Raw genomic sequence first — 16,573 nt, 5'->3', positions numbered from 1 at the left:
AGGAGGGAACTGCTATGGTAAAAATCGGATTGATTCATGGCATGTCCTATAGAGACAGCCGAATATTTGCAACAAAGGAAAAGCCGGAAGTTTTAGTAGATGATATGGACGTTGCCAAACACTACGAAAACACCGGCTTTTTTAAAATCCTTGGTGAAGCCGGAACCGACACTGCGGCACTGAGCGCAGCATTGCAAAATGAATTTCCAGCAGATCTGTTTACTCCGCCGGAAGACGAGGGACCGGAACCTGTAGTGGAAGCTGGAACCGACACTGCGGAAGATGATGTCCTGACGAAGGAATTAAATTCCAAAACCGTTGCGGAGCTGAAAGAATATGCCTGTGCCAGAGGTATTGATACCGCTGGGTTAAGCAAGAAAGCTGACCTTGTGCAGCATATTTCTTCCGAGCAGAAGAAAGCTGATGAAGCAAGAGCGCTGCTTCGGGGTGAGTAATGGCTGCCCGCCCTTGGGTTACTCCTGAGGAAGTTATTCAGTACACAAGCCATGAGGACGTATTAAAAAGACCGGTTGAAAAGCTGGTCTTTGATATATCCCGGGCAGAGTTAAAGGTAATTGCCAAAACGAATAATTCTTTCGGAGAGGAATACCCGGAAATACCAGAACCGGTAAAGATGGCAGTGATCCTGCTGGCAGAGGCATATGCCAAAAATTCGATTGAAGCTACAAAGAAACAGATAAGGAGTGAGACTTTCGATGATTATTCCTATTCTGTGGAATCTGGAACGGTGGATATTGAGGGATTGGATATAGATGATCTGCTGGCAGAATATGTCCTTGCGAAAGGGCGCGGAAAGACAGTAATGCGAATGAGAGCTTTATGAGAGGAGGGGTTCTGTGTTTGAAGAATTTATGAATCACAAGTGCAATATTTACCATCTGAAAGATGGCACTGTGGACGTTGGATACGGAATCAAAGATGGAACCGTCAAAAAGACTGGAAGCACCGCAGTAATTAAAGAGCAGCCGTGCCACTTCCACACAAAGGTCGGAGATACGGTTCGCATAGTTCAAAACAAACCTTTTAGCTCTGCTGACGGAGAAATTAAGTTATCCCTGCCAGCAGGCGTAGACATTCGCAAAAATGATACGGTGGAGGACTGTGGCAACGGATTGAAATACCGGGCTGGAATCCCTCGCACGGTGCATGGAAACCACCACATTATCGTGGAACTGTACCGGGAAGGAGGAATTAAGGCGGCATTATGATTGATGTTAGCGAGCTGGAAACATTTGCCAGAAAGTGCGAAGCAATGCAGGCAGATTTGAAACCGTATGCAGGAAAAACACTGGAAGAGATTGGCGAAGAATTTCTTGATATTGTGCAGGCACAGATACAGAGTGCTCACAATGTTGATAAGGGTACGCTGCTGGGATCATTTGCGAAAGGCGGAGCCGGTAATATTTTCCAGTTGGATATGGGAGCATTGACACTGACAATAGGAACCGATGTCTATTATGCAAAATGGGTGAATAAAGGTCATGGACAGCAACCTGGCCGGTTCATTCCGGGCGTATGGGAAGGTTCACATTTCAGGTATATTCCCGGTGCAAAGACCGGAATGGTACTGAAAGCATCAGCGGTTCGAGGCTCCCATTTCTTTGATAAATCTGTAGAAGTGCTTGAGCGTATGTTCCCGGAAATGGCACAGTCAGCATTCGAGCAGTTCTTCAGCCGATATTTTTCATAAGAGGTGAGCAATGGAATCAGAAATTATATTAGAGCTTGAACAGAGCATCGCTTCTGTAATCCGGTATATCCAGAACAAAGCGGATAATAACGCTGCACTGTATTTTGATGATCTGCCGGAAGCCTTTGCTGTTCCATCTTTATATTTTCCAGTTCCAAGGACAGACACCAAAAAGGTTACGTTTGATACTTACCTTACGACCCTGTATCTGGACACATGGTTCATGGAATCCACAGACTGGCGAGCATATGCCGACGCTGCTACAGTGCGAGACAGTCTGATGATGGACGAGTGCAAAGTAAACCTGATGAATAAGGATGGAACATTGGACGGAAAGTATATCCGTCTTGCGAATCCGATTACTTCATCAGTAGATACAGGAATAGTGAAAATGACCTGCGCCATAAAACATTACTATTCTTTGAATCGGGAAACCGGCGGCACAGTAAATAAAATCAATATATCCGGGCTTTTTGGAACAGATGCAACGTATCAGGCATGGTACAAGGCTACTGAGGAGCTTCGGAAAGAACAGGAGGTACAACACAAATGCCTACAAGACGTACTGAACCGGCTGTAGCTGATACCGTGGAGGAAACAAAACAGGAAGCAGTACAGCAGGAAACTAAATACAGAATGGACAAGCTGCGTACCAAGTGTATGCAGCTTTTTCATATCACAACCAGCACCTTTGATGGTGCTATGTATGGTTGCACAGCAACCGAAATGACCATTAGTGAAGCGCAGGCCAGAATCAACAAATGGCTTGGAAAGGAGTGATAAAGCATGGCAGGAGGTACTTTTAAATTATCTTCACCGAAAGTAAGACCGGGAGCATATGTCGTTACCAAAAACGGAAAACAGCCGACAGCTTCCAATGCGCCGTCTGGTATCGCAATTATTCCGCTGATCGGATATGACTGGGGACCGAGAGGAGAGATGATCCATCTTACCAATGAATCCCCGGACGCTGCAAAGGTGAAATTCGGACGTTCCATTTACGACGACAATGAATGTATGGTTATGCTTCAGCTCATGTTCCTGAATGCTACTGAGGTATATACATATATCGCAGGCGGCGGAGAAAAGGCAAAAGGAACTATCACCTTAAAGAGCGGTACCGGCAATGTTACCGCAAAGTATCCGGGAACCCTTGGAAATAAAATAAAGGTTGTTTCCGTGGCAAACCCGGAGGGTGGATTTGATGTTTCCGTAGTTCTTGATGGATCAGAGGTTGAACTTATCGAAGGAGCGACGAAGGTTACTGATTTGAAATCTGATTATGTGGATTTTGCAGGAGAAGGAGAACTGGCAGCGTTTGCATCTGCATCTCTGACCGGCGGTACTAACGAAGATTCCAAAGTGAATGCTTCGGTAGCAACTTTCCTTGATATGGCAGAGAAAATCAAGTTCAACTGCATGGCACTTCCGACCAGCGAAGCCTCTTTGATTACCGCCGCTGTGACAAAGATTAAATATATTCGTAATTCTATAGGCTGGAAATGTGGTCTCGTAGTCGCAAATTCTGCCGCAGATTATGAGAATATTTACAATCTTACCAATGCTGCTGAATATGCAGGGGAGGAACTGACTATTCCGCAGTCAGTAGCATGGTTGGCAGGAGCGATTGCCGCAGCAGGCTACACATCTTCACTCACCTATAAAATTTTCACCGGAGCAACTGGCGTTGTCGGAGCAAAGACAAATGAAGAGGCGATTCAGGCAATTAAGAAAGGCGAAATCTTCTTTACTGTCAGCGAATCAGGAGATGTAATCGTTGAGTATGATGTGAACTCTAAAGTTACATTTACTCAGGACGATCCGGCGGATATTATGAAAGGCCGCCCTTGCAGAGTGTACGACAGCTTTGCAAATGATCTGCTTCTTACATTCGTACCGGGCAGATTCAACAACGATCCTACAGGATGGACTGTAATGGAAGGCCTGGGACGAGCAATCTTAAAGGCTTACCAGAACGACGGAGCAATCCAGAATGTAGACGAGGAAAATGATTTTCTCGTAGACAGGGGAGCTTCCACAGGAGACAGCGTATATATCTCCTGCGGTATTCAGCCGGTGGATTCTGCTGAGAAATATTACTTCACAGTAATTGCCCGGTAAAGAAAGGAGATTATTATGGCAGGACGTGTAAATAAAAGTCCTCTCTGTGCAAGAGAGGGAAAGATTTATATTGACGGTGCTCTTGTGGCTGATTCCTGCAAGTTTCAGTTATACGTTACCCCAAAAGTGTGGGAGGGTAAGACACTGAGCGAAAAAGGAACGAACCGTCGCTGGATCGGGTATGACATCACAGGTACTCTGGAACAGTGGAAAACAACAAATCTGTGGAAGAAAAAGGTACTTGATTATATCAAGACCGGCAAGACACCGGAGTTTAAAATTCAGGGAATCTGCGAGGATAAGAATTCAGACTATTACGACAAAAACAAAGGTGATTCCGTTACTGCGATTGGCTGTGTAATTACAGGCAAGATCGCTCTTATGGATCTGGACACTGATGGAGATGTCGTAAAAGATTCTATCGAATTTGGTGCAAAAGATCTTGCGTAATATAAGGGCATGAAGCAAAGGGAGGGCAGTGGCTCTCCCTTAAATTTTTGGAAAATCAATCATATGGAGGACAACAGATATGGATATGAATTTAAAAGCATTTATGAAAGCAGAGTTAAGAGAGAGAGGAACTGTGGAGTTTCCGGGCGTGCCTACATTCACTGACGAAAAAGGGAATCCGGTACCTTTCATCATTAAACAGCTCTCCATGAAAGAGATCAAAGAGATCCGAAACCTGTATAAAACCACAGAAGTTTTCAGAGACAAAAAGAATGGCAGCAGACCGGTTATTGAAAATGGACAGGTTGTTGTTCGCAAGGATTATGACGCTGAGAGAGCAGGCCTGCATATCATGGTTGATGCATTTGTTCAGCCGAAACTTGATGATCCTGAACTTATGGAGTTTTATAAGGTGAATGACCGTCTGGATATGCCGGAAACTCTTTTTGCAGATAGAGATGATTTTCGCTATGCGAATAAGTGCGTTATGGAAGCGTGCGGTCTTGCGGCGAAACAGGACGAGGAAGAGACTGTTAAAAACTTAAAAAACTAATGTCTGGTGCGGTACAGACACCAGACGGCACAGACTGGCAGTATGCTCATATTCTCTGGCAAAAGAGAGGGTTACGCATGGAAGAATTTGCCGAAATGCCAAGAAATGTGCAACTGGCCTATATCGCATCAGAAAGGCTTGCAAACGATTATCCTATTGAATCCTCCGACAGATTGGCAAAGGTCTACATAAAGACCACATAGTGGAGGTATGGCATGAGTGATGTTTCTGTTAGGCTTACATTGCAAGATGATGTGAGTTCAAAACTTTCCCGTGTTTCCTCTGCGGCACGAACATCTGCAACACAATTACAGCAGGTGGGGCAACAGATTGACCGGGCATTCAGCAGCAATTCACCTGAGCAATTTGCCAGCAGTCTTGGAAATGCAATGGATAGGGCGGCAAGCAGCATGGATTCTCTCGGAGATTCCGTTGGACAGGCAATGGAAGAACTGGAGCAAAGCTCCGCTGTTGATTTTTCCGAGGGATTTGAAAGTGCTGCTGATGGTGCCGATGAGCTTACAAGGGCGGCGGAGGATGCAGGGGAGAGTATTGGCAGCCTATCAGAATCCACCGAAAACCTTGGAGATAGCGTAGATGGTTTGGGCGACGGAGACGGTCTTGGGAATTTAGGAGAGAGTGCAGACGAAGCCGGAGCCAGTATGGGAGAAGCGGAAGGAAAGGCGAACAGCCTCGCAGATTCCCTAAAGAAATTATTTGCAGTCGTTTCAATGGCTGCCGTATTAAGCCAGGTCGGAAAGTATGCTTCGGACGCTATAGACATCGGCAAAGATTATACTGCCATGATGTCAGAGGTACAGGCGTTGTCTGGAGCTACCGGTAGCGATCTGGCTCTTTTACAAAATACTGCCAGAGAGTACGGCGCAACAACGGTTTTCAGCGCAACAGAGGCAGCCGAAGCCCTCAAATACATGAGCCTTGCTGGTTGGGATGCGCAGCAATCATCTTCCGCATTGGGAGGCGTGCTGAACCTTGCCGCTGCAAGTGGAATGGAACTGGGACAGGCTTCGGACATGGTCACCGATTACTTATCTGCTTTTGGAATGCAGGCTCAGGATTCGGTGTATTTCGCCGATATGCTTGCATATGCACAGGCAAACAGCAACACTTCCGCAGCGCAGCTTGGAGAAGCCTACCGAAACAGTGCGGCAAACTTAAATGCAGCCGGACAGGACGCAGAAACGGTAACTTCCATGTTGGAAGCAATGGCAAACCAAGGTTATAAGGGTTCGGAAGCTGGCACCGCACTTACCGCAGTTATGCGTGACATCACGAATAACATGGAAGATGGTGCAATCAAGATTGGTGAAACATCAGTGGCGGTATCTGACGCACAAGGTAATTTCCGAGATCTTACGGATATTCTTCTTGATGTGGAAAAGGCCACAAATGGAATGGGAGAAGCTGACAGAGCTGCGGCACTGGGAGCCACATTTACTGCCGATTCTACAAAGGGCTTGAACTTAATGCTGAATGAAGGCGTTGAGAACATTGCCAGATACGAAGAGGCGTTGCGTGGATCTACAGGCGCAGCAGAGGATATGGCTGACACCATGAACGACAATCTGAACGGCGACATGGCGAATATGAACAGCGCATTTGAAGAAATGGAGCTACAGACATTTGAAGCTATGGAAGAGCCAATGAGAGAGGGCGTTCAGTATCTAACCAATACCATTATCCCGATTCTTACGGAATGGGTACCGACTGCATTTGAGTCCTTTGCTTCCGGTGCGAATAAGCTCGGAAATGCACTGAAACCTTTATTTGAAACCATATTAAAAAATCCGCAGGCAATCACCGGGGCACTCACAAGCCTTGGGGCTGGCTTTCTTGCAATGAAAACGGTATCTACCGGAATGAATATTGCAAAGGCCGTTACTGACGCAGGCAGTCTGACAGGTGCACTGGGAAAATTTGCTGGATCACTTTTCAGCAATCCTTGGGCGGCGGGCGCAGCGGCAGCGGTTGCGGCGGTTACTGCTGTAGGAGTGGCACTCCACGAATACAGCGAAATGAATATTGACAGCAACTTACAGGCTCATTTTGGCACTGTAGAGCTGGACGATTCTCAGATCAAAGATTTTGCTTCCCGCATAATCAATGCGGAGTGGCTTGTAAATATCAATGCCGCACTGGGACATTTTGATAATGCGGAAGAACTGGTACAGCAGGCAGAGGATGCCTTGAAGCAGAACGATACGCTTGAGTGGAGAGCGAGGGTTGGTATTTCACTGACCGAAGACGAGCAATCCACATATATGTCCAATATCGAGACCTTTACGACCAACATTGAACAGGCTCTTTCGGAACAGACGCTTGCAGCGGAAATGACCGTCAAAGAGTTTGACATCAAAATGGCGGATGGTTCCAGCCTTGGATCTCAGATTGAGAAATGGGCGGAACAGGATCTCGGGGATATGCAGTATCTGTCAGCAGGTCTTACAAATCTGGTTCAGAATGCTTTGCAAGACGGAATCATTGATGTTGACGAGCAGGCTGCCATTGATGAATTGCAGACCAAGATCAACAATATTATGCAAGGCTGGCAGGAAGCGGAAGCACAAGCCGAAATGGACGTGCTGACGCAGAAATACGGTAGGCTATCGGGCAAGGATCTGACGGACGACACCTTTACCAAAGTTGTGGAGGAAGTCGGAAAGCAGAGAGAAACTGCAACGGCAGCACTGGAAGAATCTGAAAAGAAACTGTACACCACGCTTAATGCGCTGAACAGGCCAGATGCAAACGGCGTGCAGAGAATTTCTGATTCAGAGCTGGCAAATTACAAAGAGCAGGCAGGATATGCAGCAAGAAATAATGAAGCTGCTATGCTCGGAAACAGTGTTCAGTTTGAAACAAACACACTGTCGGACGCTTATGGAGAAAAGCTTCAGGAGAACTATTCCGCTATCCAGACGAATACGGATAACTTTCTGAAAAACGCGAACACATATCTGCAAAATCAGGACTATGGGGCGCTGGCAGACTCGCTGGCATGGGGATTTAATGCTTCCATGCAGTCCGCAAGCCTGTATGAAGAAATCATGGGTAGCGATCAGGCAGCAATGCAGGACATCTATAAAGCCATGAAACCGGACGTTGACAGCATGACAGGGCTGATTGATGAATACCGGGAAATGGGACAAGCTATACCTCAAGATGTTATGCAGGCGTTCAACGACGCTATGATGGTCGGTGCTGCGGCCGGAGATGCGGACGCTGCATGGCAGGTGTTCGCAAGTCAGATGGTAGCTGATCCAGCGAATGCAGCATTGGTACAGGCAATTCAAGAAGGAACGGTAAACGTACCAGATGAATTGCGGACGGCAATCGAGAGGGCTACTGCGGAAACCACCACTGATCCGGTGACAATCGAAGGTATGCAGGCGGACGTCGAGGATATAGAAGTCAACGAGGATCATGTCCAAGAACTGATCGACACTGCATTTGAAGGTCTCACCTATGTGGGAACCACAACTCTTGATGGCGGGGAAATTGCATTGCAGTACACCGTCAATGAGGGTGAAACGCTTTCTGGAATCATGGAGCAATATGGTGTAGTCTGGTCAAAAGTAAAAGACCAGATTGAAGCTGCCAATCCAGATATAGACGACCTGAATTTGATTTATCCAAATCAGGTTATCAATATCCCAGAGGCAATCGTTGAAGCAGCGAGTGTGGACGCAAGCCAAGTTGGTGAAGCAGCTAAAGAAGCTGCGGAAAATGAAACCGGGCAGACCATTGAGGAAGAGCAGTCAGTAAAAACCACTCTGAAAAATGAGGGTGTGGAATCTTCCGAAGTGGGGCAAGCGGCAGAAGCAGCGGCAAAGAATGAGACAGGAGAAGTTCTGGAACGCGAGCAACCTGTGAAAACCAACATGACAAATGCTGGCGTTGATGATTCGCAGGTTGCACAGGCAGCACAAGAACAGGAAACACAGGCGGAACCAAAAGAAACACAGGTTCCAACCACTATCAAATTCGAGGTCGCAAGTCTTGATGATAGCGCTCTTGCGTCTGCTATTTCTGAAAAATTGCAGCAGGGCGAGGCGGTGCCAGTTACCGTCCCGGCAAATGTTACGATTCAGGCAGGAACGATTGATGATGGAGCATTATCCTCTGAGATTGGTTCCAAACTGGGAGAACAGAACCCTGTTCCGGTGACAGTACCGGCAGACATTACAATGACCGCCGGATCTATCAACAGCTCCCCGGCAGTAGAGGCGGCACAGACAGATATAACATCTGCATTTGCGACAGCGCTTCCAGCAGACGGAACAGTTGATGTTACCCTCGCAAAAGGGGCGGACAATATTGCTGCACTGTATGCGGAAGTTGGCGGACTTGTGCGGAGCGCATGGGCTTCACCTTATTCTGCGTCTGGAGTAGTAAATGTAACACTGACAGCAAATTATTCTCTTGCGAACCCAACAAAGACAATCAGCTTTGGCGGCGGGGCAACTGGATCTGCAACGGTATCTGCTTCGCTTCATGCTCTTGGCGGTATCTTTGATGAACCGCATTTGGGTATTGTGGCAGAAGCCGGGCCAGAATCCATTATCCCTCTGGACGGTTCAGACCGTTCCTTATCACTGTTTGAGCAGACTGGCGAAATGCTTGGCGTTCTGAATAGTGGCGAGGGAAAGAGTGTGGAAGCACCAGTGCAAACAGCAAATGCACCTCAGAGCGTGTCACAGCCTGTAGGAAGCCCTCAAACCAGCGAAAGGATAATTAGGTTAGAGATAGGCGGACAGGGCAGTATAAACGTTTCTGGAAGTGGAGTTTCAAAAGAGAAGATTGTAGACGCTATGATGGAAAACCTGCGAGACGTATTTATGAATATCGTGCAGCAGGAAATTATTGAGGAAGGAGAAGGGGCGTATGAGTTTTAAAGCTTCCAAGTATACGATCTGGATGAATTACGACAACGATAAGAAGCAGTATCAAGTCCCGATGAATCCGGAATCAATACAGATCAAAATAGATGGCAAGGCGGTCACTTCTGACATTGACCGTCTTGGCACTCTGCTTCACAAGGGGAAGAGAGGACCGATGCAAATAAGCTGGTCTTCTTACTTTCCGGCAACCTATGGCAGCTATTGCACTTGCCAGAAAAAGAATTTCAAATCGCCACAGACAATGCACAAATGGATTCTGGCACTTATGAATGCAGCAAATCCACTGCATTTAGTCTTTTCTGGGGCATTCAGCTTGAACATATATGCTGTGATAACCAGCTATACCGCTACGGAAGAGGGCGGCGATGTTGGAACAATCAGCTACTCCATCACGCTGAAAGAGTATCGGTCAGTAACCATAAAGAAATACACGAAGCCGAACACCAAGAAAAAAGCCCCGGCAAAACAGACAAAAACAAAGAAAAGGGTAAATAACACCCAGAAGAAAAAGACTTACAAAATCAAACGGGGCGACTGCCTGTGGAATATTGCGAAAAAGTATTATGGAGACGGCAAAAAATGCACCAAAATCTATAATGCCAATAAGAGTGTGCTGAACAAAGCTGCAAAGAAACATGGGTACTCTAACTGCCGGAATGGAAATCTGATTTTTCCCGGCACGACGATCACAATACCGTAGGAGGCGTTATGGCAGATTATAAGTTGAAATTTATGATAGGCAGAGGGCGAACCTTTTACGATTATAGCGAGTTGGTTTCTTCCGTTACGGTATCCGGCAGGAAAGGCGCTGCACCAAGGAGCATTTCTGTTGTTCTGTTTGATTCGGAAGGGTATGCAATGAAAAGAGCTTTCGTAGACTGCGGAAGTGGCCAGACTTGCGTGCTGTATCTGGACGGCAAAGAGATTTTTCGAGGGCTGCTTATGACGGAAACAAAGAGCAGTGCCCGGAAACTCACCTTGAAGGCATGGGACAACTGCATATACCTCAGCAACAGCAAAGATTCTTTCAGCTACAAAAAGAAAACGGCAACTCAGATCTTTAAAGATTGCTGCAAGCGTGCTGGCTTGACGGTTGGTAGTGCAGTAGATACCGGAAAGAAAATATCAGAGCTTGTAAAATCCAATTCCACATACTGGGACGTGATTCAAGAGGCTCTGAGTGAAACGTACAAATCAACCGGCAGACGGTATTATGTCAGATCTGAAAAAGGGAAAATATATCTCTGGCAGAGAAAAGATGTGAATACCATGCCGGAACTGAGCGTTGCGACCAATACGGAAAGCTATGAGCAGACACGCTCCATTTATGACACCAGAACTCGGATAAAGCTGATTACATCCAAGAATAAAACCAAGAAATCGTATACCAATAAGGAATTGGAGAAGAAAATTGGTAAGTTTGCAGATGTTCAGTCAGTGGACAATGATGCAAGTGCAACGGAGCTGAACCAGAAAATTGCGACCTTCAAAGAAGAGAAGAGCGTAGTGGCACAGTCCTTAACATGGACTGGCACAGGGGATATTTCAGTAATTTCGGGCGGCTGTGTTCATGTGAAAATCAGTGCGTTAGGGCTGACGAAAGTAATGTATGTTGATGAAGATACCCATACATTCGAGAATGGAAAGCACCAAATGAAACTGAAATTGAATTATGTACCCGACTACAAATCCAGCAATGGTTCTTCAGGCAGCGGAAATAGCAGCACATGGAATAAAAAGTATCGGGTGACGGCGAGAAGCGGATTGTTTATCAGAAAAGAGCCAAATGGCACAAAACTTACAGCGATTCCATATGGAAAAACTGCGGAGGGGGATGGAAAATCCAAGAATGGCTGGCTCCATGTGAGGTATAAAGGCACTACAGGATATTCTTATTCTGGTTATCTGAAAGAAATCTGACAGGAGGCGTTATGGCAGCTACATCAATTAAGCAATTGATCCAGCAGATGGTGCAGCCGTATGTTCCGAAAATGGTAATCGGTGCAGTGACGAGCGTTGATCCCTTGCAGGTGACGTTGCAAAATGACATAAATATAAGCTTGTCGGCTATTTCCTTAACGGTACCCGACAGGCTGGAACCTTTAAATGCGGGCGAGCATTTCTATATGTTCGCCTTTAATAATGGAAAATCATACTACATGATGGATAGGGTGTGAGAATATGGACGAAGAATTAGATGAAATTGTCAGCGTTCCTTTTGACGAGGACGATATAGACGAATCAAATCAGGTATATCGCACCTATAAGATGGATTTTGAAAGAAAACGAATCGGGGGAATGATAGACGGGAAAGAAGCTGTGGTGCAGGCTATCTGGAAAATTCTGTCAACAACCCGGTTCGCTCATTTAATCTATGATGACCAGTATGGGTGTGATTTTTTCAACAAGATAAATGACAGTGGACTTACAGATGATTTTCTGGAATCTGATATGCCGGTAATGCTGGAGGAAGCATTGCTTTATGATGAACGGATTACTGGCGTTTCGGATTTTTCCTATGAGATCATATCTCACGACAGTGTTCATGTGTCATTTGTCGCAAGCACAATTTATGGAGATATTGAGATAGAGGGGGCGATAGCGGATGGCGATTAAAAATATTGGAGAGCTTGGGCTTGATGAAATTACAGAAGATTATCTGATGGCAGAGTGCGAAGATATGGGCGCGGAGCTTGGTGTAGACACACATCAAGGCAGCGTCTATATGGATGCCTGCTCGGGCCATATCATCCGAACGGCAAAATTTTTCAACGATCTTGCCACTGTAAACGAAATTCTTTCTATCCTTACTTGCACCGGCGACGTTCTGACTGAAAAAATGATGGAGCGTGGCATGGAAAGAAATCCACCGGCAGATACGGCAGCAACCTATTATGTGGAATATGTAGGAGCGGAACCACAGGTCGGCGATCTTATGAGCTGCGACGATCATTTCTTTACCACACAGAAGCTAAACGACAGATGGGTGATTGTGTCAGAGGAAACCGGAACGGATATGAACACACTGGTTCCGGGACTTCCGGTTATTCCAGACCAAGATGTGGATAATCTTATCAGTGCAACTCTGAAAGAACTTGCGGTGCCGGCAGTGGATATGGAAGAGGATGATTCTGCGAGATCCAGATACATAGATAAGCTGTCCGGGCCAGCGGAAAACGGAAATAAGGTGCAGATACGGTCGTGGTGTGAAGAAATTCAGGGCGTGGGGCGTACAAGAACCGTTCCACTGTGGAATGGAGATTGTACAGTTCTCGGAATTATCATTTCCACAGAGGGAACGGAGCCGGCAGAAAGCGTGGTTAAGCTGGTGCAGGATACCATTGATCCCGGCGCACAGGGCTTCGGAGAAGGGAAAGCGACATTCGGATGTTTCTTCACTGCGGTTGCAGCAAAGAAACAGGAAATCAGTATAAAACTGGATGTGACAAAAAAAGCAGAAAGCACCTACAACGGAATTCAGACGGAAGTATCAAACGCCGTGAAAGCATATCTGAAGGAACTGGCATTAAACTCAACTTCGGATGAAATTGTAATCAGATACAATAATGTGAGCGCCTTGATCTCCAACATTTCCGATATTGTTGATTTTGACAATTTGCTTGTGAATGGTGGAAAAGGAAATATCACCTGCGATATATACCACGTTCCGGTAATCGGGGAGGTGGAGGTCAATGGAAATCTTTAATAACCAGCAACGGAGCGGATATGAAGAAATCGTGAGCTATGGCCCGAAATGGTGGACTGAGTTCAGAGAGATGGATGCGAATTACCGATTCGCAGGGTGGACACTGGATTTGATGGCATACTGGCTGGAAAGAGTTGTGAATAATCAGTTTCCGGCAAATGCGGACGAAAGAACAATTACGACGGTATTTGAACCGGCGCTTAGAATAGAACCTGAGCCAGATGAAACGTTGGAAGAACGGAGAAAAACGGTGGCTGCATACTGGTCTGGGACAGGAAAACTGTCAAAGACGGTTATCCAGTCGATCATCAAAGCCTATACCGGCTGTGAGAGTGAGTTGTGGTGGAATGGTGTTAAGCTGCAAATCCGAATTTTCTGCGACGAGGACGGACAGTTTTCACAACGGAAGATCCATAACATTATCAGTCGGAGATACCCGGAGCACCTGTCGTTTACAATCCGGGATATGATCTGTACATTCGTTTTGAAAGAGCAGATTGTTTACAATAGGATAAGGCATAGGGCACAGATTACATGGTGGGACGGAACACTGAACGGTTCCAATGCTCTTGATGGGGCGGCAGAACTTTCAGCGGAACTTCCGCCATTTTTTACGTTCAAATATCCGATTGTGGTGGAGGCTGGAAATGAAATTGCATTTCCAAAGATGAAGTGCCGGGTGAGAATCCAGCATGAAATGCAGGCAGAAATATTCCCGGTTCATCGTGTTCTACTTAACTGGTGGGAAGGTTACGGAACTCTGGATGGAATGACGGATCTGGACGGCAGCCTATTATTGGATCACACAATGCCACCGATTGTTAAGGAAACATATCGCATGGATATAGGCGCACAGGAAGATATCGGAGTAAATCTTTTTATTCCAGCGCACGCAAAGCCATTGAATGGAGATTTTGCGCTGGACGGAACTATAAATCTTAACTCTGGAAGGGAGGAACTGTAATGGCAGGAACAACCGTTACGACAAGAGCAAAGAAGAAAATGTTGGAAGCAAGAGCTGGTATCGCAGCGCTTCCCAAAATTGTAGGAATGGCATTTGGTACCGGCGGCGTAAATTCCGCCGGTGAAATTGTGACACACTCACCGGATCAGAATGCACTTCACAAGGAAGTTCTGAGAAAGGACATCGACGGCTATACCGTGGTGTCTGATACAAAAATCCGGTATAGCTGTACACTGACAGCCAGCGAGCTTGCCGGTGAATATATTTCCGAAGTTGGCCTGTATGACGCACAGGGCGACTTTGTTGCATTTAAGGCATTTATGAAAAAAGGCAAAGACGGCGATATGGAAGCAATCTTCGAATGCGACGATACATTCTAAAATAAGGAGGCTACAAAATGAGCTTTTTTGATGTGAACAATGCGGTATTCAACGAATATCTGCGAAAGCTGGAAACAACTGACCGTAACCATGCGGACGTTTTCAATGAACTGTTTGGACAGCTCATTCAGAATGATGTTGCTCTAAAAGAAGCGGTCACAAACTTTGCCGGTACAAAAAATGAGCAGGCGTTATTCCTGCTGAATCTGCATAAGGATGGCAAGAAGTACGGCGTACATTTCGACAATTACGATGTGACACCGGCAAGCACTGGAACCCGACTTTATGATGCGGTTGGCATGACAGCAGCTCCGTCTACGAATACCGTTCGTGCGAAAAATGATTTCGATGGACGCGGCTGTTTTGCATATCTGGAAGTTAATGGATCTGTTAATGAAAACGGAGATTTTCAGGTTCAGTATATCAAGGATATTGATAATGAATTCTCCCGAACAAAATATGATACATGGTGTCTGTATCTTACCCAGTATGTATATCGCAAATTTGATGCAAACGGCGAGGACACTGTTGTTTCTGATACCAGACACTCTGCAGAATGGCTGCCAGAGGGCGGCGCAATCAGACCGGACGGAACAATCCGACCATTTGTGGCGATTGCAAAATATATGTCTGGTGACAATGCGGACGGTGTTGCGTCCTCGATCAGTGGTGTATCTCCGAAAAACTACAGCTTCCAGAGTTCCTTGACAAAGTTCCGGGCAAAAGGCACACAGTATTGTGCTGAGACTTCTCAGGATTCAGAGAGAATGACACGACTTATGGAGATTGCCTTCGCTACCAGACATAGCCAGTCGGTGATGGCAGGTTGTAACTGGTGGTGGACACAGACAACTGCCACTGTGCAGGAAAACGATGTGGAAAGAATCATTATTTCTAAAAGTGCGGCCAAAGAGTTTGTTGTTGGAGGAACTGTTTCCATAGGAAATGCCAACAGCCTTACAAGTGAAGGAAAGGCGAATAACGACCGAGGATCGAGTGGACTTCACGCAAAAGCGAATAAAGTAAAGATCACAAAGATTGAAGATTATGACAGCAATAATGCGGCTGTATATGTTGATAATGGAGGACAGAAATTTTCTACAGCGCCGACTTCTGTATCTGGCGTGACGTGTGAAACAATTATCAGTACGATGCCGTGGAACACAGGCGGATGTGATGATGTGCTTGGTTCTTGCGGATCCCCTGTGAGCAACACCAGCGGAAAAGAGCCATACATTTTGTTCGGCGTGGAAATGTCTTCTGGATTCTGGGAACCGAAAGGAAATACAGTCATGAAGATTGAAAATCATGTGATGCGTCCATATATCTGCTATGACTGTACGAAAATGACTACCGCAGGAGCTACAACTGACGATTGGATTGCTCTTGGTTATGCAATTCCGGACAACAAAGGCAGCTGGAAATATATCAGCAAGCTTGGTTATTCCGCTGATGATCCAGAAGTGCGTTATCCAGTTGAGGTTGCAGCAACTTCCAGCACTGGTTATGCTGATGGGCTTTACACAGAGAACCTCGAGACGACTGGCGATAGCCAGCGAGAGGTTCTTGGCTCGGGCTACCTGGGCTGCGGTGCGTCGGGCGGCCGTCGGTTTGCGCTCCTGACCGATGGGCTTTCCTACTCGGACTGGACCTGTGCCGCTCGTCTTTCTGCCTGCGGGCGTTGCGGACGCAAAGCGGCTGCGTAACGCCGGGGGTGAATTGCGATAGCAAGAGGGGATCTCCCCTTTTAAGGCAACATAAGAAAT

General features: G+C 46.3%; 19 protein-coding genes. All 19 read left to right on the top strand.

The annotated features are described in order from the left end of the window. Positions 1-14: 14 nt before the first annotated feature. The 19 genes from H8716_RS11395 to H8716_RS11310 all read left to right on the top strand — a co-directional run bounded on the left by H8716_RS11395 (position 15) and on the right by H8716_RS11310 (position 16,513). Positions 15-455 carry a Rho termination factor N-terminal domain-containing protein gene (locus H8716_RS11395; RefSeq protein ID WP_249308963.1) on the top strand — a complete coding sequence of 147 codons (441 nt, stop codon included), beginning with the start codon at positions 15-17 and terminating at the stop codon, positions 453-455. After that, positions 455-844 carry a protein YqbG gene (yqbG, locus tag H8716_RS11390; RefSeq protein ID WP_249308962.1) on the top strand — a complete coding sequence of 130 codons (390 nt, stop codon included), beginning with the start codon at positions 455-457 and terminating at the stop codon, positions 842-844. Before H8716_RS11395 ends, yqbG begins: the two co-directional genes overlap by 1 nt. Positions 845-857: 13 nt before the next feature. Continuing rightward, entirely contained in the window at positions 858-1,229 is a 372-nt protein-coding gene (locus tag H8716_RS11385; RefSeq protein WP_249308960.1) for a DUF3599 family protein, read from the top strand. Then, positions 1,226-1,711: an HK97 gp10 family phage protein gene (locus H8716_RS11380; RefSeq protein ID WP_249308959.1), complete on the top strand. Its 486-nt coding sequence runs from the start codon at positions 1,226-1,228 to the stop codon at positions 1,709-1,711. Before H8716_RS11385 ends, H8716_RS11380 begins: the two co-directional genes overlap by 4 nt. Positions 1,712-1,721: 10 nt before the next feature. Further along, on the top strand, positions 1,722-2,291 hold the full coding sequence (locus H8716_RS11375) for a hypothetical protein (RefSeq protein ID WP_249308957.1): 570 nt from the start codon (positions 1,722-1,724) through the stop codon (positions 2,289-2,291). Next, positions 2,261-2,491 (top strand): hypothetical protein, encoded by a 231-nt coding sequence (locus H8716_RS11370; protein ID WP_249308956.1) that lies wholly within the window; start codon positions 2,261-2,263, stop codon positions 2,489-2,491. Before H8716_RS11375 ends, H8716_RS11370 begins: the two co-directional genes overlap by 31 nt. 6 nt (positions 2,492-2,497) lie before the next feature. Next, positions 2,498-3,832: a phage tail sheath subtilisin-like domain-containing protein gene (locus H8716_RS11365; protein WP_249308955.1), complete on the top strand. Its 1,335-nt coding sequence runs from the start codon at positions 2,498-2,500 to the stop codon at positions 3,830-3,832. A gap of 15 nt (positions 3,833-3,847) precedes the next feature. Then, the gene (locus tag H8716_RS11360; protein ID WP_249308953.1) at positions 3,848-4,282 is read left to right on the top strand and encodes a phage tail tube protein; all 435 of its coding nucleotides are present in this window, start codon (positions 3,848-3,850) and stop codon (positions 4,280-4,282) included. A 79-nt stretch (positions 4,283-4,361) separates the two neighbouring features. After that, the gene (locus H8716_RS11355; protein ID WP_249308951.1) at positions 4,362-4,835 is read left to right on the top strand and encodes a phage tail assembly chaperone; all 474 of its coding nucleotides are present in this window, start codon (positions 4,362-4,364) and stop codon (positions 4,833-4,835) included. Positions 4,836-4,912: 77 nt separating this feature from the next. Beyond that, positions 4,913-5,038: a hypothetical protein gene (locus tag H8716_RS17620; protein ID WP_279326483.1), complete on the top strand. Its 126-nt coding sequence runs from the start codon at positions 4,913-4,915 to the stop codon at positions 5,036-5,038. A gap of 12 nt (positions 5,039-5,050) precedes the next feature. Then, on the top strand, positions 5,051-9,751 hold the full coding sequence (locus tag H8716_RS11350) for a phage tail tape measure protein (RefSeq protein ID WP_249308950.1): 4,701 nt from the start codon (positions 5,051-5,053) through the stop codon (positions 9,749-9,751). Then, positions 9,741-10,457: a LysM peptidoglycan-binding domain-containing protein gene (locus H8716_RS11345; RefSeq protein WP_249308949.1), complete on the top strand. Its 717-nt coding sequence runs from the start codon at positions 9,741-9,743 to the stop codon at positions 10,455-10,457. Before H8716_RS11350 ends, H8716_RS11345 begins: the two co-directional genes overlap by 11 nt. Before the next feature lie 8 nt (positions 10,458-10,465). Beyond that, complete coding sequence (locus tag H8716_RS11340) at positions 10,466-11,677, top strand: SH3 domain-containing protein (protein ID WP_249308948.1); 1,212 nt, start codon at positions 10,466-10,468, stop codon at positions 11,675-11,677. A gap of 11 nt (positions 11,678-11,688) precedes the next feature. Then, complete coding sequence (locus tag H8716_RS11335) at positions 11,689-11,934, top strand: hypothetical protein (RefSeq protein ID WP_249308947.1); 246 nt, start codon at positions 11,689-11,691, stop codon at positions 11,932-11,934. Positions 11,935-11,938: 4 nt separating this feature from the next. Beyond that, positions 11,939-12,373, top strand: coding sequence for a DUF2634 domain-containing protein (locus tag H8716_RS11330; protein WP_195978126.1), 435 nt, complete (start codon positions 11,939-11,941; stop codon positions 12,371-12,373). Then, on the top strand, positions 12,363-13,463 hold the full coding sequence (locus H8716_RS11325; protein WP_249308946.1) for a baseplate J/gp47 family protein: 1,101 nt from the start codon (positions 12,363-12,365) through the stop codon (positions 13,461-13,463). Before H8716_RS11330 ends, H8716_RS11325 begins: the two co-directional genes overlap by 11 nt. After that, on the top strand, positions 13,450-14,427 hold the full coding sequence (locus H8716_RS11320) for a YmfQ family protein (protein WP_249308945.1): 978 nt from the start codon (positions 13,450-13,452) through the stop codon (positions 14,425-14,427). Before H8716_RS11325 ends, H8716_RS11320 begins: the two co-directional genes overlap by 14 nt. Then, positions 14,427-14,807, top strand: coding sequence for a phage tail-collar fiber domain-containing protein (locus H8716_RS11315; RefSeq protein WP_249308944.1), 381 nt, complete (start codon positions 14,427-14,429; stop codon positions 14,805-14,807). Before H8716_RS11320 ends, H8716_RS11315 begins: the two co-directional genes overlap by 1 nt. Positions 14,808-14,824: 17 nt before the next feature. Next, positions 14,825-16,513 (top strand): hypothetical protein, encoded by a 1,689-nt coding sequence (locus H8716_RS11310; protein WP_249308943.1) that lies wholly within the window; start codon positions 14,825-14,827, stop codon positions 16,511-16,513. Positions 16,514-16,573 lie beyond the last annotated feature (60 nt).

It is taken from the genome of Jingyaoa shaoxingensis (genome assembly GCF_014385005.1).
GTDB classification, from domain to species: Bacteria; Bacillota; Clostridia; order Lachnospirales; family Lachnospiraceae; genus Marvinbryantia; species Marvinbryantia shaoxingensis.
The sequence above is the reverse complement of the archived record's forward strand: the minus strand, read 5'-3'. Positions and strand labels throughout refer to the sequence as shown.